19 protein-coding genes are annotated in these 17,188 nt (G+C 56.8%); 10 read left to right on the top strand and 9 right to left on the bottom strand.

Translation table 11 applies throughout. The features are described 5' to 3' along the window. The first annotated feature begins 69 nt into the window (after nucleotides 1-69). Both ACXJGX_RS05860 and ACXJGX_RS05855 read left to right on the top strand, forming a co-directional pair. Nucleotides 70-1,005, top strand: coding sequence for a LysR family transcriptional regulator (locus tag ACXJGX_RS05860; protein ID WP_474779597.1), 936 nt, complete (start codon nucleotides 70-72; stop codon nucleotides 1,003-1,005). A gap of 128 nt (nucleotides 1,006-1,133) precedes the next feature. After that, nucleotides 1,134-1,970: a DUF481 domain-containing protein gene (locus ACXJGX_RS05855; protein WP_474779595.1), complete on the top strand. Its 837-nt coding sequence runs from the start codon at nucleotides 1,134-1,136 to the stop codon at nucleotides 1,968-1,970. 75 nt (nucleotides 1,971-2,045) lie between these two features. Here the strand turns inward: ACXJGX_RS05855 and ACXJGX_RS05850 are convergent, their stop codons facing one another. Genes ACXJGX_RS05850 through ilvD form a run of 4 tightly spaced genes read right to left on the bottom strand, consistent with a single transcriptional unit; the run spans nucleotide 2,046 to nucleotide 5,605 of the window. Then, the gene (locus tag ACXJGX_RS05850; RefSeq protein WP_474779593.1) at nucleotides 2,046-2,417 is read right to left on the bottom strand and encodes a hypothetical protein; all 372 of its coding nucleotides are present in this window, start codon (nucleotides 2,415-2,417) and stop codon (nucleotides 2,046-2,048) included. A gap of 18 nt (nucleotides 2,418-2,435) precedes the next feature. Further along, nucleotides 2,436-3,203: a DUF6478 family protein gene (locus ACXJGX_RS05845; RefSeq protein WP_474779591.1), complete on the bottom strand. Its 768-nt coding sequence runs from the start codon at nucleotides 3,201-3,203 to the stop codon at nucleotides 2,436-2,438. Nucleotides 3,204-3,258: 55 nt separating this feature from the next. Next, the gene (locus ACXJGX_RS05840) at nucleotides 3,259-3,867 is read right to left on the bottom strand and encodes a dihydroxy-acid dehydratase (RefSeq protein WP_474779589.1); all 609 of its coding nucleotides are present in this window, start codon (nucleotides 3,865-3,867) and stop codon (nucleotides 3,259-3,261) included. A gap of 4 nt (nucleotides 3,868-3,871) precedes the next feature. Beyond that, entirely contained in the window at nucleotides 3,872-5,605 is a 1,734-nt protein-coding gene (gene ilvD, locus ACXJGX_RS05835) for a dihydroxy-acid dehydratase (protein WP_474779588.1), read from the bottom strand. 106 nt (nucleotides 5,606-5,711) lie between these two features. Here ilvD and ACXJGX_RS05830 point away from each other — a divergent pair, with 106 nt between their 5' ends. Next, nucleotides 5,712-6,620, top strand: a complete 909-nt coding sequence (locus tag ACXJGX_RS05830; RefSeq protein WP_474779586.1) for a lysostaphin resistance A-like protein — start codon at nucleotides 5,712-5,714, stop codon at nucleotides 6,618-6,620. A gap of 5 nt (nucleotides 6,621-6,625) precedes the next feature. Here the strand turns inward: ACXJGX_RS05830 and ACXJGX_RS05825 are convergent, their stop codons facing one another. Then, the gene (locus tag ACXJGX_RS05825) at nucleotides 6,626-7,201 is read right to left on the bottom strand and encodes a hypothetical protein (RefSeq protein WP_474779584.1); all 576 of its coding nucleotides are present in this window, start codon (nucleotides 7,199-7,201) and stop codon (nucleotides 6,626-6,628) included. 295 nt (nucleotides 7,202-7,496) lie between these two features. Here ACXJGX_RS05825 and accD point away from each other — a divergent pair, with 295 nt between their 5' ends. From accD to ACXJGX_RS05800, 5 genes are all read left to right on the top strand, one after another. Beyond that, nucleotides 7,497-8,429: an acetyl-CoA carboxylase, carboxyltransferase subunit beta gene (accD, locus tag ACXJGX_RS05820; protein WP_474779582.1), complete on the top strand. Its 933-nt coding sequence runs from the start codon at nucleotides 7,497-7,499 to the stop codon at nucleotides 8,427-8,429. A 29-nt stretch (nucleotides 8,430-8,458) separates the two neighbouring features. Continuing rightward, on the top strand, nucleotides 8,459-9,700 hold the full coding sequence (locus tag ACXJGX_RS05815; protein WP_474780749.1) for a bifunctional folylpolyglutamate synthase/dihydrofolate synthase: 1,242 nt from the start codon (nucleotides 8,459-8,461) through the stop codon (nucleotides 9,698-9,700). Further along, entirely contained in the window at nucleotides 9,697-10,203 is a 507-nt protein-coding gene (locus ACXJGX_RS05810) for a hypothetical protein (RefSeq protein ID WP_474779580.1), read from the top strand. The genes ACXJGX_RS05815 and ACXJGX_RS05810 overlap by 4 nt, the downstream gene beginning before the upstream one ends. 269 nt (nucleotides 10,204-10,472) lie before the next feature. Next, nucleotides 10,473-12,167 (top strand): tetratricopeptide repeat protein, encoded by a 1,695-nt coding sequence (locus tag ACXJGX_RS05805; RefSeq protein WP_474779578.1) that lies wholly within the window; start codon nucleotides 10,473-10,475, stop codon nucleotides 12,165-12,167. After that, nucleotides 12,154-13,029 carry a 4-(cytidine 5'-diphospho)-2-C-methyl-D-erythritol kinase gene (locus ACXJGX_RS05800; RefSeq protein WP_474779576.1) on the top strand — a complete coding sequence of 292 codons (876 nt, stop codon included), beginning with the start codon at nucleotides 12,154-12,156 and terminating at the stop codon, nucleotides 13,027-13,029. Before ACXJGX_RS05805 ends, ACXJGX_RS05800 begins: the two co-directional genes overlap by 14 nt. On the opposite strand, the gene ACXJGX_RS05795 is transcribed toward ACXJGX_RS05800, so the two are convergent. The 3 genes from ACXJGX_RS05795 to ACXJGX_RS05785 are packed head-to-tail and all read right to left on the bottom strand — an operon-like array spanning nucleotide 13,026 to nucleotide 15,432. Continuing rightward, complete coding sequence (locus ACXJGX_RS05795; protein WP_474779574.1) at nucleotides 13,026-13,667, bottom strand: HAD family hydrolase; 642 nt, start codon at nucleotides 13,665-13,667, stop codon at nucleotides 13,026-13,028. The two genes, ACXJGX_RS05800 and ACXJGX_RS05795, sit on opposite strands and share 4 nt — an antisense overlap. Further along, nucleotides 13,664-14,221, bottom strand: a complete 558-nt coding sequence (gene rsmD / locus ACXJGX_RS05790) for a 16S rRNA (guanine(966)-N(2))-methyltransferase RsmD (protein ID WP_474779572.1) — start codon at nucleotides 14,219-14,221, stop codon at nucleotides 13,664-13,666. Before rsmD ends, ACXJGX_RS05795 begins: the two co-directional genes overlap by 4 nt. Beyond that, a complete protein-coding gene (locus tag ACXJGX_RS05785) occupies nucleotides 14,218-15,432 on the bottom strand; it encodes an NAD(P)/FAD-dependent oxidoreductase (RefSeq protein ID WP_474779570.1) in 1,215 nt (404 codons plus the stop codon). The genes rsmD and ACXJGX_RS05785 overlap by 4 nt, the downstream gene beginning before the upstream one ends. Nucleotides 15,433-15,520: 88 nt before the next feature. On the opposite strand from ACXJGX_RS05785, the gene ACXJGX_RS05780 reads away from it, so the two are divergent. Continuing rightward, nucleotides 15,521-16,012, top strand: coding sequence for a redoxin family protein (locus ACXJGX_RS05780; protein WP_474779569.1), 492 nt, complete (start codon nucleotides 15,521-15,523; stop codon nucleotides 16,010-16,012). A 67-nt stretch (nucleotides 16,013-16,079) separates the two neighbouring features. Here the strand turns inward: ACXJGX_RS05780 and ACXJGX_RS05775 are convergent, their stop codons facing one another. Continuing rightward, a complete protein-coding gene (locus ACXJGX_RS05775) occupies nucleotides 16,080-16,544 on the bottom strand; it encodes a DUF1330 domain-containing protein (protein ID WP_474779567.1) in 465 nt (154 codons plus the stop codon). A gap of 133 nt (nucleotides 16,545-16,677) precedes the next feature. Here ACXJGX_RS05775 and ACXJGX_RS05770 point away from each other — a divergent pair, with 133 nt between their 5' ends. Continuing rightward, complete coding sequence (locus tag ACXJGX_RS05770; protein ID WP_474779565.1) at nucleotides 16,678-17,037, top strand: winged helix-turn-helix transcriptional regulator; 360 nt, start codon at nucleotides 16,678-16,680, stop codon at nucleotides 17,035-17,037. Nucleotides 17,038-17,188 lie beyond the last annotated feature (151 nt).

Below are 17,188 nucleotides of genomic sequence, written 5' to 3'. Positions count from 1 at the left end.
TGGGTGAATGTCGCGCGGATTGCACATATGAAACCAGAGTAGCCTAAATAATTACAACAGGAGGCAGACATGGACATCACTTTGCTAAAAACCTTTCTCGAGGTGGCGGCGACAGGGTCATTTGTGTCGGCGTCTGATCGGCTTTATGTCACGCAATCGGCCGTGTCTTTGCGTATTCAGCGCCTCGAAGACACCTTGGGCAAGCAAATGTTTACGCGGTCCAAGGCGGGGGCGGAGCTTACCAATGCCGGCCGAGAATTTGAACGCTACGCCCAATCGATGATCCGCGTGTGGGAAGAAGCGCGTCAACAGGTTGCCATCCCCGCCGGATTTACACGCAGCCTGACCATAGGCGCACAATATTCCCTGTGGCCGCGGTTAGGGTTTCGCCTGATTGACGGCTTGCGCGCCGAAATGCCTGACCTGAACATTCGCGCCGAACTGGGCATGCCCGACCGGCTCACCCGTTTTCTGATGGAAGGCATCATGCAGGTGGGGCTGTTTTATATGCCGCAACTGCGTCCGGGGCTGGTCGCAGAGCATGTTCTGGAGGAGGAGCTGGTGTTGGTTGCGTCTTGGCCGGACCCGACGATGGACCTCAAGGGGAAGTATGTCTTTGTCGACTGGGGGCCAGAATTTGTGACCGCGCACGCGCTGGCCTTGCCCGACCTGACCAACCCGGGCCTCACGTTTTCATTGGGCGCAATGGTTGCCGAATTTGTCGTGAACCGCGACGGGGCCGCGTATTTGCCTGCGCGCTACGTCAAAAAATACCTTGATTCCGGCCAACTGCATCTGGTCCCCGATGCACCACGCTTTCCCTACCCCGTTTGGGCTGTATGGCGCGAAGACCTGGACCCCGAAATTCGCCAGACTGCCGACAGCATCCTGCACCGGGTCGCCCATGGCGCAGAAGCGGACGGTGATGCTGTCCTCGCGCGGTTGCGTGACATCAGCGGAGACCATGATGTTGACGTTTTGGGAACAGATCACGACATTAAATAACAAAATATCGTTTTAAGCATGATTATTTTGAATTTCTCTTATTGATAAGACGTCTTTAGGCAATCCCTAGCAGAGATGCTCCCGTTCTGGAAATAGGGCGGGTCACCTTTTTGGGAGAGGATAGACCCATGACCAACAACACATTTATCATTGCTGTGATCAGCGCCTTTGTCGCAACAGCCGGTGCCGCGCAAACCACAGCATTCTCGAACGCCGATGCCTCTGTCGATTCAGTTGAAGATCTGGAAGAGGCTATCGAAGAGGATCGTGATCGCGATATCGGTCGTTTTGGCAACGAAGGCCGTGAATTGGGCGCATATGGTTCGGTTGCGCTGCGCGGAACGTCTGTCAAAGACGACGATGGCACCACGACCGACATCGGGCTTGGCCTGCGCTACGGCACCTATGATGGCGTGAACGGTATCGACGTGACTGCAACGCTTGCTTACGGCGAAACCGATGGTGTCAAAACCGAAGACACGCTGCTGGCCGGGATCGACTATCGTCGTGATCTGACATCGACCGTTTTTGCCTATGGCAAAATCGAAGCAGGCTTTGACAACATGGCCGATACCGCTGGCGACTTTACACAAGACGTCTTTGTCGGCGCCGGTCTTGGTTACCGTATCTATAACAGTGCAGACATGCAGTGGTCGGTTCAAGCGGGGCCCGGATACCGTGTGGCAAAGCGCGTTGATATGGCCAACGTATCCGAAGCAGCAGCATCGGTGTCTTCGAACATCTTCAAAGGTCTGACCGATACAACTTATATCACGAACGATACCGACGTGATCTATTCGGAAACAGCAACAACGCTGGTCAACGAATTGGCGCTGAACGTAGCGATGACAGACACGCTGTCGCTGCGGACTGGCTACACAACATCGTACAACAGCGAAACAGACGCTGACCTGTCCGAAGGTGTGAACACATTGGGTGTGTCGGTAATCTACAACTTCAACTGATCGCGTGATCAGTGTCCCAAGCCTCTGGTGACGGATCATTGAAGACCACAGACGGCAGTGAAAACTGCCGTCTGTTTATGTTTGGGTATCGTGAAATTGTTTGCGGAACGCTTGTTTAAGCAGGTCTAATTCGCTGCGCAACAAATCAACTTCGGCACGGATATCTTCGGCCAAGGCTTCGCCGGAAAGCAGCGCAAAGCTAGACAGTGTATGGCCTTTTTCATCGCTGATTACAAAAGTCTGAATCCCGTCGCTAATCAATGCAACGGGGATCTGAAACGTCACATACCATCGGCTGTTTGGCGCATCCCGAACAAGCTGAATACCGTCTAGCTGCTGCCCTTCGTGTGTGACAACCAGTGTGGGCATGGCGTCGTCAGCGCCCGTCAAAATACCCTGCCAGATGCCGCCGATCAGTTGGGTTTTTGTCAACGTGTAAGAAGTCATCGCAGTCCCTTTTTGGCGCTATATCGCGGCACGTGGATAGCGACAGATGTGAAGGTCGCGAATAACAATGTTGTTCATCGCAGGGTTTTCAAACATCAGGTCGATCCACATCTTCTCGGTGCGTTTTTCGTTCAATTGCGTATATGCCAGATCAAAGGCAATGGATATCTCGCCGTTTTCGTGCGGCAGCGTCAACATGACCTGTTCTGTATTTGGACCATGCTTCACGTTAAGGCGTGCATAGATGGTGATTGGGGCTTCGCGAGAGATCAGCGCCGACAATTGCACGATGTGACGTTTTTGCAGGCCGACACAGGCCGCATCCGGCAAATCAAGCGCCAAAGACAGAAAACTGCCATCAAAATGATAGGTTTCAACGGTTAACCCGTAAGGCGCAAGGTCATCTTCGCGCCTGTTGCGTTGCTGTGTGATCGCGATTTCCGACCGGGTGCAATCGTGAAAGACAACAATCTCGTCGCCGATTTTTGCCTTATTCAGCGCCGGAGCCAGACCGCGTTTTGTCAGGCCTGCACGCCACGCCATCGGCCGCCATGCCCAATCGGTGCCGGCTGGGCGCGGAAATGTGGTTGATCCGATGCGCGGGATCGCCAGTCGGCTGTCAGCGATGGTGATCAGTTCTTGCAACGGGATTGACAGTTGGCGCGCCTGTTGGCGCCTTGCGCGTAAGGACGCAAGTTCGGCATCCGGCGATAACCGTGATACACGTTTCCAATGACGCAACATGAAGCGGTGCAGCAATTTTCCAAAGCTATCGTTCAGGGTCATCGCGCGCGTATGCCTTTTTGGGGTGCGTCATGCCCACAACGTATCACAAGAAAAGTTAATTGTCGGGTGCTTGGTTTGCGGGGGTTGTGGTTGCGGGCTTTATGCCGTCAGCGAACATGCCCAGCAGCCAATCAGCCATATTGGTATCCAGAGGCGCCGCGGCCAACCCCCGCAGCGCAATCGTCACAAGGCGGCCGTTTACGTCCTTAAACGTGCGCCATTCCTGGTCTTGTTGCCCGGCCATCGGCGGTGTTTCACTGTCTTTAAAGTGAACGGATACGCGCCCCGAAACTGCACGAGCACTGATCACATCAATGCTGCCAGCACGGCCATCGCTGCTAAGTAACGCCGCACCCGCATCCGAATTAAAAAAGTCGCGCATCTGGGTTTCATTGCCCGCGACACTTGCCGTGCCTTGCGCGCCAACCTGAATGGTCGCAATGCCGATCGCCAAGGGAACCGCCTCTGCTTCGCCCAAGGTGACGCAGGGGGCGACAACAGCAAACCCGTCACGCGCGCGACTTGCCGCGATATCCACACAATACCCGGCGGGCATCTGTGCGAAGACATCGCCGTCCACAAGCACAACAGTTTTTTGCGGCGTAACCGGGGTGCAGGCGGCGATTGCGAGCACCCCGGTCAAACCGGCAAGTCGATGAAACATCGGCCTACAGATCCATGTAGATATGTTTTTCGGCCTTGGCGCCCGGATGGGTTACGGCGCCCAGACGTGTCGATCCGACCAGCTGCGCATATTTCCAAAGTGCACCCGACGCATAGATCGTGTCCTTTGGACCTTTCCAGTCGGCTTTGCGCGCGGCCAGAACGTCATCGGTCAAATCAACAGACAATTCACCTGTAATGGCGTTAATCGTGATCACATCACCATCTTTCAGCAGTGCAATCGGACCGCCGTGCGCTGCTTCTGGGCCAACGTGGCCAACACAGAAACCACGGGTTGCACCCGAGAAACGTCCGTCTGTGATGAGGGCGACTTTTTTACCCATGCCTTGGCCCGACAGGGCAGCGGTTGTGGACAACATTTCACGCATGCCCGGACCACCAGCGGGGCCTTCGTTGCGGATGACCAATACTTCGCCTTCTTCGTATTTACGGGCTTTGACCGCCTCAAATGCATCTTCTTCGCATTCAAACACGCGGGCCGGACCGGTAAAGGTTTGTTCTTGGGTGTTCATTCCCGCAACCTTCACAATCGCACCTTCGGGGGCAAGGTTGCCCTTCAGGCCGACAACGCCGCCGGTTTTGGTCAGCGGGTTTTCGACCGAATAGATGACCTTATTGTCAGCTTCGCCGCGGATCATGTCCAGTTCTTCGCCCATGGTCCGGCCGGATGCGGTCATGCAGTCTTCGTGGATGAGGCCGGCTTTGCGCAATTCCTTCAGCACGACAGGGACGCCGCCCGCCTCGTAAAGGTCTTTGGCAACATATTGGCCGCCCGGTTTCAGGTCGACGAAATAAGGCGTGTCATGGAAAATGTCACAGACGTCGAACAGGTCAAAGTCGATGCCGGCCTCATGCGCAATGGCAGGCAGGTGCAGGCCAGCATTGGTCGATCCACCGGTACAGGCGACGATACGGGCGGCGTTTTCCAGCGATTTGCGTGTGACGATGTCACGGGCGCGAATGTTCTTGGCGATCAGGTTCATCACGGCCTGACCAGAGGCTTCGCCATATTGGTCGCGGCTTTCATAGGGGGCAGGGGCGCCCGACGAATTCATCAACGCAAGGCCGATCGCTTCCGAGACACAGGCCATGGTGTTGGCGGTGAACTGGCCGCCACAGGCACCCGCAGATGGGCAGGCGACGCGCTCTAGGATTTCCAGTTCTGCGTCGGACATATTCCCGGCTTGGTGCTGGCCTACTGCTTCAAAGACGTCTTGAACAGTGACGTCTTTGCCGTTCAACCGGCCCGGCAGGATCGACCCACCGTAAATAAATACAGACGGCGTGTTCAGGCGCACCATCGCCATCATCATACCCGGCAGCGATTTGTCACAGCCCGCAAGTCCCACAATCGCGTCATAGCAGTGACCGCGCATGGTCAATTCAACGGTGTCGGCAATGGCTTCACGCGACGCAAGCGATGACCGCATGCCTTCGTGGCCCATCGCGATGCCATCGGTGACGGTGATGGTCGTAAATTCGCGGGGGGTGCCAAATGCGGCTTTGACGCCCATCTTCACAGCCTGCGCCTGACGGTTCAGCGAAATATTGCAAGGCGCGGCTTCGTTCCAGCAGGTGGCAACACCAACAAACGGCTGCGCAATATCGTCTTCGTCCAGACCCATCGCATAGAAATACGACCGGTGCGGCGCACGGCTTGGGCCTTCGGTCACGTGGCGGCTAGGTAGGTTGGTTTTGTCGGCTTTGCCTTTAAGCATTGGCTTATCTCCCGGGAACTGTTGGGGCAGGTCTAAAAGTTGGGCGGGGGTGACGCAAGATAGAACTGCGCTTGCAGGCGCGGCAATGCGCGGCCTAATGTCCGCTATGTCTGATCCCTATGCCGCGCACTCCAAATATATCCGTCCTGCAGGCCGCGCACCCGCGCTATGGCGGGTCATCGTGCTCGTCGCCGGATTCGAGCTGATCTTTGCGCTGTCGCCCGATATTTTCACGTCTTTTCTGATCAGCCAAGACACAGTGGACGCCTATTTTTCAGGGGTTTCGGCATTTGGCACACTTGCGCAGTTCTTTACGTTTGGGATCAGCGCATTTGGCTTGGTCGTACTGCTGAGGCTGCTGCACGGTCGGGGATTTTGGTCGCTGATCGGTCCGGCGGTGCCTGCGTGGGATAATTTAAGGCGCGTTGCGAGCATCGTTGCGTTGGTGCTGCTCGTACAAGAACTGTTGCCACCTTGGTACAACCTTGGCGAAGTCCAAGAGGTACGCGCGCTATCCCGCTGGCTCTTGCTGATTCCCGTGACCTTGCTTGCGCTGTTCGTTCAGGTCGGGACCGAAGAAATGTTGTTCCGAGGATACCTGCAGCAGCAGTTGGCATGGGTTTCGGACAAACGCTGGATCTGGATGGGTGTGCCGTCCGTCATGTTTGGTGTGCTGCATTATTGGAATGGAAACGGCCCCGCCGAAGGGCTGCTTTGGGCGGTGTGGGCCACGCTTTTGGGCTTGGCTTGTGCCGATCTGACAGCGCGCAGCGGTAATTTGGGTGCGGCCATCGGGCTGCATTTGGCCAGCAATGCGTTCGCTTTGCTTCTGTACGGCATGACCGATTGGCCGGGAAGCGGCGTAGCGCTGTTTTTATTCCCCTATGTCGACCCCGCAAGCCAGGACTACGGGCTGCATACCCTGCTCGCACCCGAAACAATGGTCTATGCTTGCGCGCATTTCCTGTCGGTCCTTGTGATGTGGCTCGCAGCAAGAATCGCGATCAGGCGATAGCGGTTTTATTGATCTGACGGCCCGCAGTGGAACACTTCGCGCACCGTGATATCCCCTGTAATTGGCCCAACGGTAAGTTGCTCTATCCATACGTTGTACACAATCGTACAAGGGCGCATCATGTGGTGATCCTTTACGTTACCGTAAGACCCTATGTCGATTGTATATTGCCCTGGGCTATCTCCATCTGCGTTATACTGTTCGATATAGGCTTGAAGTTGTGCGTGCGATTGGATCCCATATTTCGCACCCCACCCGTCCCTATAATGCGCGGTGAGGCGGCCATTTAAATCCCGGAATTCCCAACTCACCCGGTCAGCTTCTTGCTCCCAAGCGTCCTCTTCTGCTGCCAGTCTTGCTTCCCTTGCAAGATCATCTGCAGCCTGCGCGTCTTGTTGGGTGTCATAATCTTCTCGGCCGGTCTCTGATGATTTCCACTTTCCCTTGTTGGGTCCCCACGGAACAAGGTTAGGCGTGACAACGCGCTGGATTGGCGCCCCGGAATAAGCGGCTGCATCAAGCTGTAATTGATGAAGGCCAAGAACGCCGGGGCTTTGCGCGGCCGCTTCGCGCATTTGCATCAGGTCAGGGGCATGTTGTCTTGATGTGGCTATCGCCTTTGGTCGCGGCGCAGAGACAGGCAAAGCCTGATGTGTCACGTTTGCTTGCGCTTTCATATGCGTTCAAAATCCCAATAGGTCACCGTAAAATTCTATTCCGATGGTAGACAAGCGGTATAATAATGCAATTATTCATTGCATTCACTTGATGGACGGTGCCGAACGCACCAGCCTGCCGTCGTGCAGGTGAACACCGCTGATTGCATTTCGTCACGCCGCGTCATATCTCAGGGGGAACAACGCAGAAGGCCCGCTTATGAACTGGATCACCAACTACGTCCGCCCAACGATCAACTCGCTGTTTTCCCGCCGTGAGGTGCCAGAAAACCTGTGGACCAAATGTCCAGAGTGCGGAACCATGCTGTTTCACCGCGAACTTGCGGATAATCTGAACGTCTGCACCAACTGCGACCACCACATGGCGATCAGCGCCCGCGAACGGTTGGCGTCGCTGTTCGACGGCGGTGTGTTTATCGAGGTGGCGGTACCAGAACCGGTCACTGACCCGCTGCATTTCCGCGATCAAAAGAAATATACCGACCGCATCAAAGAGGCCCGTAAGAAGACTGGCGAAAAAGACGCGATGCTTGTCGCCGAGGGTGATATGGGTCGCACGCCCGTTGTCGTCGCTGTGCAAGATTTCTCTTTTATGGGTGGATCAATGTCGATGTATGTCGGCAACGCCATTGTTGCGGCGGCTGAACGTGCCATCGCGCTGGGCCGTCCGTTGATCTTGTTCTCGGCCGCTGGCGGCGCGCGCATGCAAGAGGGTATTCTAGGCCTGATGCAAATGCCGCGCACCACCATTGCGGTACAGATGCTGAAAGAGGCAGGGTTGCCTTACATCGTCGTCCTGACCCATCCCACCACTGGGGGCGTCACTGCGTCCTACGCCATGCTGGGCGATGTGCAGATTGCGGAACCGAACGCCTTGATCGGCTTTGCCGGTGCGCGCGTGATTGAACAGACCATCGGTGAAAAGCTGCCCGAAGGGTTCCAGCGCGCAGAATATCTGTTGGACCACGGGATGCTTGACCGCGTGACCAAGCGTACGCATCTGAAGGATGAATTGGTGACGATCATTCGGATGCTGATGCGGCTTGACCCACCTGTGATGGGCGACTTGCCCGCGCCCGAAATCAAATCCGAAGCGACATCAGAAATCGCATTGGCGGACGCGAAAAAGTGACGACCCGCTCTGATGTGATCCTTGAACGGATGATGACCTTGCACCCCAAGGTCATTGACCTGACGCTAGACCGCATGTGGGGCCTGCTCGACAAACTTGGTAACCCCCAAGACAAACTGCCCCCCGTAATCCATGTCGCCGGAACCAATGGCAAAGGGTCAACCCAAGCCATGATCCGCGCCGGCCTAGAGGCGGGCGGATCACTGGTGCACGCTTATACCTCGCCACATCTGGCGCGTTTTCATGAACGGATCAGGGTCGCGGGTGATCTGATCACCGAAGACGCGCTGACAGATGCGCTTGATCGGTGCGCCGCCGCCAATGGCAGCGACCCGATGACCTATTTCGAAATTACCACGGCGGCGGGTTTGCTGGCTTTTGCTGAAACACATGCCGACTACGCCTTGCTTGAGGTGGGGCTGGGGGGACGGCTGGACGCGACCAATGTGGTCCATAAACCTGCGGTTACGGTCATCACGCCGGTCGATTTGGACCACCAACAATATCTGGGCGATACGTTGGCGTTGATTGCGGCTGAAAAGGCCGGGATCATCAAACGCGGGGTGCCTTGTGTGGTGGGGCCGCAACATGACGACAGCATGGACGTGATCGAAGCAATCGCCGCACGCCTTGGCGCGCCGCTGCACGCATACGGACAACACTGGCATGTTAGCCGCGAACGCGATCGGCTGGTTTTTCAGGACGACCACGGATTGCTGGATCTGCCTTTGCCCGTGCTGCCCGGTCCGCATCAGATCATGAATGCCGGGGCCGCGATTGCGACACTGCGCCTGCTGGGCAAGGATGAAACCGCCTGCGAGGCGGCCGTGACCCGCGCCTATTGGCCCGCGCGGATGGAACATCTGACCAAGGGCGCGTTGGTCGATCTGGCGTACCCGGCAGAGCTTTGGCTTGATGGCGGGCATAACCCTGCCGCGGGGCGTGCGCTTGCCGCGACTTTGGTTGCGCAATCACCACGTCCGACGCATTTGATCTGTGGGATGCTGAACACCAAAGATATCGCCGGATATTTGGCGCCCTTGGCCGCGATTGCCCAAAGCCTGACCGCCGTTTCGATCCCCGGAGAGATGAACACGATCCCTGCCGCACAAACCGCGCAAGTTGCGGCCGACGTCGGGTTGACCGCATCAACAGGCGACAGCATCCAAGACGCGATTGCGGCGATCAAAGAAAAATCACCAAACGCGCGAATATTAATCTGTGGTTCGCTGTATTTAGCGGGGCATGTTCTGCGCGAGAATGGCGCATGATACGCGCGGTCGCCATCAGCCTGTCACTGGTCGCGACACAGGCGCAGGCGGCGGATTTCTATTTCTGCTGGGCGGGCGCGAACGGCTATACGATGACCGGGCAAATGGTGCTGCCAGATGACGTCTTGGGGCAGTCGATTGTCACCCAAGAAGCCGTGACAGGTTTCAAAATAGCGGGCTATCGCGACGGACAGCTTTTAGGCAAATGGGACATGGCAAGCCGGACAGCGAACACCAGTTGGATGCTCTCTTACGATCCGCAGCGTCGTGTCTTTCTGACGCCCGGCGAATTGGGTCTTGGTGTGACGCAGGCATGGAACGCAGGCGGCGACGCCGATGACTGCGGTAACCCCGGCTTTGGGTTCAACTTGGGAAATTTTGCCCAAGACTTTTGCCTGAACGGGGTCTGGGTCGAAGAAAGCGGGATGCCACCCGATACACCCTTTTTGGTCAGCCCTGTTCCCGTTGACCCCTATTGCCGCGTTTATGCTCCGGTCAGTTAACGCCGATCCGCGAATCACACACTTGACGGCGAATCACTTCGTCGCTTAGTGTCTGTCCCAACGCAACGCGCCGGCCTGAACAGGCGCGACAGAGCAGCCTTGGCAGGGCGAGAAGACGGGCTTTCGGGCCTGTCTTCTTGTTTTCGGGGTGTGACCTGCGAAACAGCCCCGAATATGCAGCGTTCCGCCACATCACGAGGACGTGTTTGCATGATTTGATCTGTGTCATTAGGCTAAAGCGGAATAGATTAAAGGGTCTGATGTTCTTGATGAAATTCTCCTTATCCGCCTTCGCGCTTTCGGTTGTGGTGTCTTTCGGGACTGCCGTCGTCGCAGATCCGAACGCCGGTGCATATCTGGCCGGACGTCAAGCAATGCGCGACAACGACTTCGCGCAGGCGTCGCGCTATGTCACCAGCGCCCTCATGGAAGACCCCAGCAACGGTTATCTTCTTGATCGTGCGATGACGGCATATTTGGCGCTGGGACAAAACGATCAGGCAATCGTCATTGCACAGGGCATCGTTGATCAGGGCAACAACAGTCAGGTGGCCAACCTCGTCCTGCAAATGGACGCCGCACGTCGCGCTGACTGGGACGCCGTTTTTTATGCCCTCGAACAGGGGCATGGTATCAGTCCGGTCATCGACGGGATCGCCCAAGGGTGGGCGCATTTGGGTCAAGGCGACATGGGCAAAGCCGGCGACAGCTTTGACCACGTCATCGAGGCCGAAGGCATGGAAATCTACGGCGCAACGCACAAAGCCTATGCATTGGCTTCGGTCGGTGATTTCGAAGGGGCCGACGCATTGTTTGCACGCCCAATGCCCGGTGGGATGCGGTATAACTGGCAAAGCGCAATTGCACACGCCCAAGTCCTGAGCCAGCTGGGCCGTAACCCAGATGCGATTGCAATTCTTGATGGCGTGTTTGGTCAACAGATGGATCCCCGCGTCGCGGCGCTGCGGGATCAATTGGTCGCGGGCGACGCTGTCGCGTATAATGCGGTGACAACGCCCGCACAGGGTCTTGCGGAAATCTATTTCACCACCGCCAGCGCTGTACAATCCGAGGCCCCGGACGCCTATACGTTAATGTTTGCCCGCGCCGCAAATGCGCTTTGGCCAGCGAATACGACGATCGCGATCATGAACGCAGCTTTGCTTGAGAATCTGCATCAATATGACTTGGCCAACACCGTCTACAGCAGCGTCCCACGCGAGGATCCAGCCTATCATGCTGCAGAACTGGGCCGTGCAGATGTGCTACGTGCTGGTGGTCGCGTTGATGCGGCGATTGAAGTTCTTGATGCGCTGGCGCGCGGATTCCCGAACCTTCCCCAAGTTTTCGCAAACCAAGGTGATACCTTGCGACAGGCGACCAGATACGCCGACGCGGTTGCGTCCTATTCGCGTGCCTTAGAGCTGTATCCAGACGACAACCCGACAAAGTGGTTCATCTATTACACGCGCGGGATTTGTCTGGATCGTACGGGTGACTGGACCGCCGCAGAGTCCGATTTTCGCATGGCCCTCGCGCTGCGTCCAAATCATCCGCAGGTCTTGAACTACCTTGGATATTCGCTGGTCGAACGCGGCGAAAAGCTGGACGAGGCATTGGCCATGCTTGAAACCGCTGCGTCGGCGCAGCCGGAAAACGGGGCGATCATCGACAGTCTTGGCTGGGTTTTGTTCCGCATGGCGCGCTATGATGAGGCGGTCGGCCTCCTTGAAACAGCGGCTTCACTTGAACCCGTTGATTCTGTCGTCAATGACCACTTGGGGGATGTGTACTGGGCCGTTGGCCGCGAAATCGAAGCCCGGTTTCAGTGGCAACGCGCGCTGTCATTTGATCCAACCGAAACAGAGGCCGCCCGCATCCGCGACAAGATGGACCGCGGTCTAGACCTTGTTTTGCTCGACGAAGGCTTGGCACCCGTCAGGATCGCCCGTGGCGACAATTAAGGCGATTGCGCCGGCCAAGGTAAACCTGACCTTGCATGTAACCGGACAGACCGCAGATGGGTATCATCTGCTGGACAGTCTGGTCGTGTTTGCGGGGGTCGCGGACCACATTTCGGCAAGCATCGCACCTGAAATGCGGATGACGGTCACCGGTCCGTTTGCATTTGGCGTGCCAACTGATGGCCGCAACCTGATGATGCGCGCGGCCGAAGCTTTGCGAAGTGCCCGCGGCGTAACCGTGGGCGCGGCGCTGACGCTGGAAAAACAACTGCCCCATGCGGCGGGCATCGGTAGCGGATCATCCGACGCCGCCGCCACATTGGCAATGCTGGCAGAGCTGTGGAAGGTTGCGCCGTTGGATGCCAGCCATCCTGCCGTTTTGGCGCTGGGCGCGGATGTGCCGGTGTGTTTGCGCGCGCCCACGCCAACACGCATGTCGGGTATCGGCGAAACACTGTCTGCCCTGCCGATCCTGCCGTCGTGCGGTATTGTGCTGGTCCGGCCACCCGTTGACGTGCCCACTGGCGCGGTTTTCCAGGGGTTAGCCGATAAAAACGGGGCGGCCATGACACCGCTGCCAATCGGCAGCGACTTTGATGGATTTGCGCAGTGGCTGTCGGCGCAACGCAATGATCTGCAAGCGCCCGCCGAAAAAATTGCCCCCGTGATCAGCCAAGTCATTGCGAAACTCCGGTCATTGCCGGGGGTTCGTGTCGCCGGCATGTCGGGGTCGGGCGCCACCTGTTTCGGCCTTGTCAAAGATATGGCGACAGCGCGCCATGTGGCCCGGATCGTTCAGGTGTCAAATATGGATTGGTGGGTCACCCCCGCCGAAGTCCTCGGCACGGGGCAGCATTACTAAAGCCCGATGGCTTTGGCGATTTGCGCCATTGATGTGACTGGTTCTGCCCCGGTATCGCCAATGCGCGCCGGGTCACCATCTGCGACATACCCAAAACACCGTACACCCGCGGCTTTCGCTGCCAAAAATCCAGCGGGCATATCGTCGATCATGATCGTGTCTGCGGGGGAAACACCCGCATCCGCCATGATCTTTTGCAGCATATCGGGTTTTGGTTTTGGGCCATGGTCGTGCCCGGAATAAATGCGTCCCGCAAACAGATCAAGCAATCCGCTTGGCGCAAGGCTGATGTCCATCTTCGGTAGCGGGCCGTTGGACGCAATCGCGCGTGGGATGCCCGCAGCGTCGATCGCTTTGATTAAATCCAACACGCCGTCAATCACAGGCACACCTTTGCGCAGTCCCGCAAAGATTTCGGCATAAATATCGTCCACCCAGCTCTCTTGCAGTGTCGCGCCGCGACGGGTCGCTTCGATGCCGACACCTTCGATTGTGCCACCCGCAAATAGCACATGAATGTCATGCGCGCTGATCGGCAACCCATGCTGGGTCAGGTTGGCGGATAGGATCGCGTCGGTCATCGGCTCTGTGTCCACAAGCACGCCATCGCAGTCAAAAATCACAAGTTTCGGGGTCATACATTGGCCTTTATAAGCGTAATCCACGTGTCGCCATAACGGCGTTGGTCAAGGGTGGCAAAGCCGGGCGGCGCAATTTGTGCGCTGTTTTCCTCCCAGACGATCAATGCGCCCGGTGCGATCCATCCCGCTTTTTTCGCGGCCGCAATCGCCTTAGCGCCCAGCCCCATGCCATAGGGCGGGTCAAGAAACACCAGCCCGCAAGGGGTGCCACCGGAAAGCAGACTTGCGTCGCTACTGATCACAGTGGTGTCGGCCAGTCGGCGTAATTTGGCAATATTTGCGCGGATCAGCTTTTGCGCCACGCGTCCATTATCAACAAAGGTCACATGGGCCGCGCCGCGCGAAAGCGCCTCAAGCCCCAGCGCGCCGGTCCCAGCAAACAGGTCCAGCACCGCAACGCCAGTGATCGGGTCGCCAAACCGGCCACCTTGCAACACGTTGAACAGGCTTTCGCGCACCCGGTCGCTGGTCGGCCGCAAATGTGCGTTCGCATCGCCTGCGCCCACGTCCGCCAAGACGGTCCCACGATGTGTGCCGCCGATAATCCTCACGCTTTCAGTAGCGCCTTCATATCGGTCGCGGGGTCGGTAATCAGGGCCGGATCGGGGCTGCGCCCTGCTTCGATCAGGCGTTTGCCGATCATATAATTGCGCGGGTCGTTCATCGCATCCACCGCCAGCAACTGATCACCGTTGTAATACCAATGCGACTGCACACCGGGGGCATCGCCCATGCGGACATACACATCCGTGTAACCGGCATTCAGCCCCGCGATCTGTAACTTGCAATCATATTGATCCGACCAAAACCACGGCTTTGGCAGATAGGCCTGATCGCGCCCCATGATGTTCAGCGCGACTGCTTCGGCTTGGTCAATGGCGTTGCCAACGCTTTCCAGCCGGATTTGTCGCCCGCCAAACAAACAGGTGGCACAATCGCCCGCTGCCCAGATGTGCGGGTCCGATGTGCGGCCATGGCTGTCGGTGACAATCCCGTTGTCCACGGTCAAGCCGGCGCTATCGGCCAAAATGGTTGCGGGGGTAATCCCGACACCGACCACAGCAAAATCAATGTTTAAAGTGGTGCCATCTGTCAGGAGCGCGCCGGTGACATGATCGTCACCCAACAGGCAATCCAACCCCACACCTTCGCGGATATCCACGCCATGGCTGCGGTGCAGGGCGCGGAAATAGTCGGATGTCTGCGGGGCCGCCACACGTTGCAAAATGCGGTCGGCCATTTCGACCAACGTCACCTTCAGCCCACGTTTGGCCGCAACAGCCGCCGCCTCAAGACCGATATACCCGCCGCCAATGATCAACACATGCTTGCCCGCCACAAGAGCAGGCGACATCGCATCAGCATCCGACAAATCGCGCATCCCATAAACGCCATCCAGCATACCGCCGACTTTTGCGGGCAGCGTGCGCGGATGTGCGCCGACCGTCAGGGCAAGATCGTCGTAAGAAACGACCCCGTCTCCGGCTAAAGTTATGGTTTTATCCGCGGGATTGATGGCAACCACACGGGTGCCCAACCGCAGATCAATCGCCTGATCCACATAGAAGGCCGCAGGGCGCAAATACAGACGCTCTTCGGCCATTTCCCCAAGCAAATAAGCCTTTGACAAGGGCGGGCGCTGATAGGGCGGCACCTTTTCCGCGCCAATCAGAGTAATTTTACCGGCAAAGCCTTCGGTGCGCAGTTTCGCGACCAGCGCGGCACCGGCCTGACCTGCGCCAACAACAACGACATGTGACATATGCGGGGGTTCCTGTGACTGGCTCTTGTTACAAAGAACTCTATATGTGATTTCAGAGATATTACCAACATGAAGAGGGGCTATAAAAATGACAATCAAGACAGGTGATAAACTTCCGGACGCGACACTTTTGCAGATGGGCGATGATGGGCCGCAGCCGGTGGCGATCGCGGAAAAGCTTGCGAACCGCAAAGTGGTGATCTTTGGGTTGCCGGGTGCATATACCGGCACATGCTCTACTGCGCACGTGCCCAGCTTTATGATCACTTACGATGATTTCATTGCCAAAGGTGTGGACGAAATCATCTGCATTTCGGTCAACGATCCGTTTGTGATGAAGGCATGGGGCGAAGCCACCAAAGCCACAGACGTTGGCATCACCATGCTGGCCGACGCCGAAAGCACGTTTACCACCGCGATCGGTATGAACTTTAGCGCACCGCCCGTGGGTTTCGTGAACCGGTCCAAGCGGTATTCGATGCTGGTTGAAAACGGGGTCGTGACGATCCTGAACGCCGAAGAAAACCCCGGCACCTGCGAAATCTCCGCTGGTGAAACATTGCTGGAAGCAATGGCATAAAATCGAAGAAGGGCGGCCAACGGGTCGCCCTTTTTCTACGCGTGTTACCCGCCTGCGCAATTGTGCTTTAGCCAAGGCAAAGCGATACCTTTTGATCGGCACAGGCTGCAATCCGGTGTGCATAAGCGTGACGGTAGGTTTCGGATTCAAAAAGTGAAACCAGCGCATTCACATTTGGATATGACCCGATCGCCACCAAATCCCAGTCCTCTGCGGGGCCAATGAATGAATTGCCGAACGGCGCGACCATCAGGAATTTTCCGCCGACGTCAGAAAGGCTTGGCATGCTGATTGCCGCATATCGTTGAAAGGCTTCGTTGCCAGATATGTCATCCGCACCGTCCGCAAAGTCCGTGGGATAAACGGCTGTGTCTCGCATCTTGAAAAAGTTAACCAAAGTGACGGGCTGATCCGCGGGGATTTGCGCGAGCGCTGTCCATGTGGTTTCACTTGGCAGTCCGTGCGCGTGGTGACCCCACTGCGCAAGAATGGTCTCTATGCGATCGGTCAGGTTCGTTTGTGTCGTCGTCATATGTGTATTTTCCATGTGTTGCCCCGCCGATATTGCCGGTTGCACGGTAGCTAATAGAAAAGTACATTTTCACAAGTAGGCATAGTTTTCTGATATAGTATGCATTTCTGTACTAATGGAGTTTTGGCACATAATGACTGACATTGCGCAACCCATTCCCGCCACGCCTGCGGGGCTGTGCCAGCTGCCGTGCCCGATGCCCGATGTCGTCTCGCTCATCGGTGGAAAATGGAAGCTTATCATCCTGCAGATACTGGTCTTTGATGGCACCCAGCGATTTGGTGAACTGAAAAGACGTTTGGATGGTGTGAGCCAAACCATGTTGACCAGCCAACTCAGAGCGCTTGAGCAAGACCAATTGGTGTTTCGCAAGATCTATGCCGAGGTCCCGCCGCGTGTTGAATACAGCGCCACACCGCTTGCAAAAGACATGGAGGACGTCTTTTTCGCAATGCGCGATTGGTGGAAAAGAAACCAAAACGCGGCAGACTGACGGCACGAACCGGGCGCACGTGGCAACCCCCTATCAACCGCAACAACCTATTCTGTTGACGGCTTCATCAGTGATCTCGGGCGCGAAGCAGAGATTGGTCCAATCGGATTTCGCAGTTTAATATCCGCCGACTTACGGTGGATTCTTGATG

Source organism: Yoonia sp. SWMV100 (assembly GCF_056108365.1).
Note: the sequence above shows the minus strand (reverse complement) of the source record. Positions and strands in the feature narration are given on the sequence as shown.

Coding starts and splice junctions, on each gene's coding strand:
- ACXJGX_RS05815 (WP_474780749.1), top strand. CDS start 8,459: ATGATGACCTTGCACCCCAAGGTCATTGACCTGACGCTAGACCGCATG.
- ACXJGX_RS05825 (WP_474779584.1), bottom strand. CDS start 7,201: ATGCAAATGCGCGAAGCGGCCGCGCAAAGCCCCGGCGTTCTTGGCCTT.
- ACXJGX_RS05840 (WP_474779589.1), bottom strand. CDS start 3,867: ATGTTTCATCGACTTGCCGGTTTGACCGGGGTGCTCGCAATCGCCGCC.
- ACXJGX_RS05830 (WP_474779586.1), top strand. CDS start 5,712: ATGTCTGATCCCTATGCCGCGCACTCCAAATATATCCGTCCTGCAGGC.
- ACXJGX_RS05860 (WP_474779597.1), top strand. CDS start 70: ATGGACATCACTTTGCTAAAAACCTTTCTCGAGGTGGCGGCGACAGGG.
- ACXJGX_RS05785 (WP_474779570.1), bottom strand. CDS start 15,432: ATGTCACATGTCGTTGTTGTTGGCGCAGGTCAGGCCGGTGCCGCGCTG.
- ACXJGX_RS05845 (WP_474779591.1), bottom strand. CDS start 3,203: ATGACCCTGAACGATAGCTTTGGAAAATTGCTGCACCGCTTCATGTTG.
- ACXJGX_RS05855 (WP_474779595.1), top strand. CDS start 1,134: ATGACCAACAACACATTTATCATTGCTGTGATCAGCGCCTTTGTCGCA.
- ACXJGX_RS05795 (WP_474779574.1), bottom strand. CDS start 13,667: ATGACCCCGAAACTTGTGATTTTTGACTGCGATGGCGTGCTTGTGGAC.
- ACXJGX_RS05770 (WP_474779565.1), top strand. CDS start 16,678: ATGACTGACATTGCGCAACCCATTCCCGCCACGCCTGCGGGGCTGTGC.
- ilvD (WP_474779588.1), bottom strand. CDS start 5,605: ATGCTTAAAGGCAAAGCCGACAAAACCAACCTACCTAGCCGCCACGTG.
- ACXJGX_RS05850 (WP_474779593.1), bottom strand. CDS start 2,417: ATGACTTCTTACACGTTGACAAAAACCCAACTGATCGGCGGCATCTGG.
- ACXJGX_RS05780 (WP_474779569.1), top strand. CDS start 15,521: ATGACAATCAAGACAGGTGATAAACTTCCGGACGCGACACTTTTGCAG.
- ACXJGX_RS05810 (WP_474779580.1), top strand. CDS start 9,697: ATGATACGCGCGGTCGCCATCAGCCTGTCACTGGTCGCGACACAGGCG.
- ACXJGX_RS05775 (WP_474779567.1), bottom strand. CDS start 16,544: ATGACGACGACACAAACGAACCTGACCGATCGCATAGAGACCATTCTT.
- accD (WP_474779582.1), top strand. CDS start 7,497: ATGAACTGGATCACCAACTACGTCCGCCCAACGATCAACTCGCTGTTT.
- ACXJGX_RS05805 (WP_474779578.1), top strand. CDS start 10,473: ATGAAATTCTCCTTATCCGCCTTCGCGCTTTCGGTTGTGGTGTCTTTC.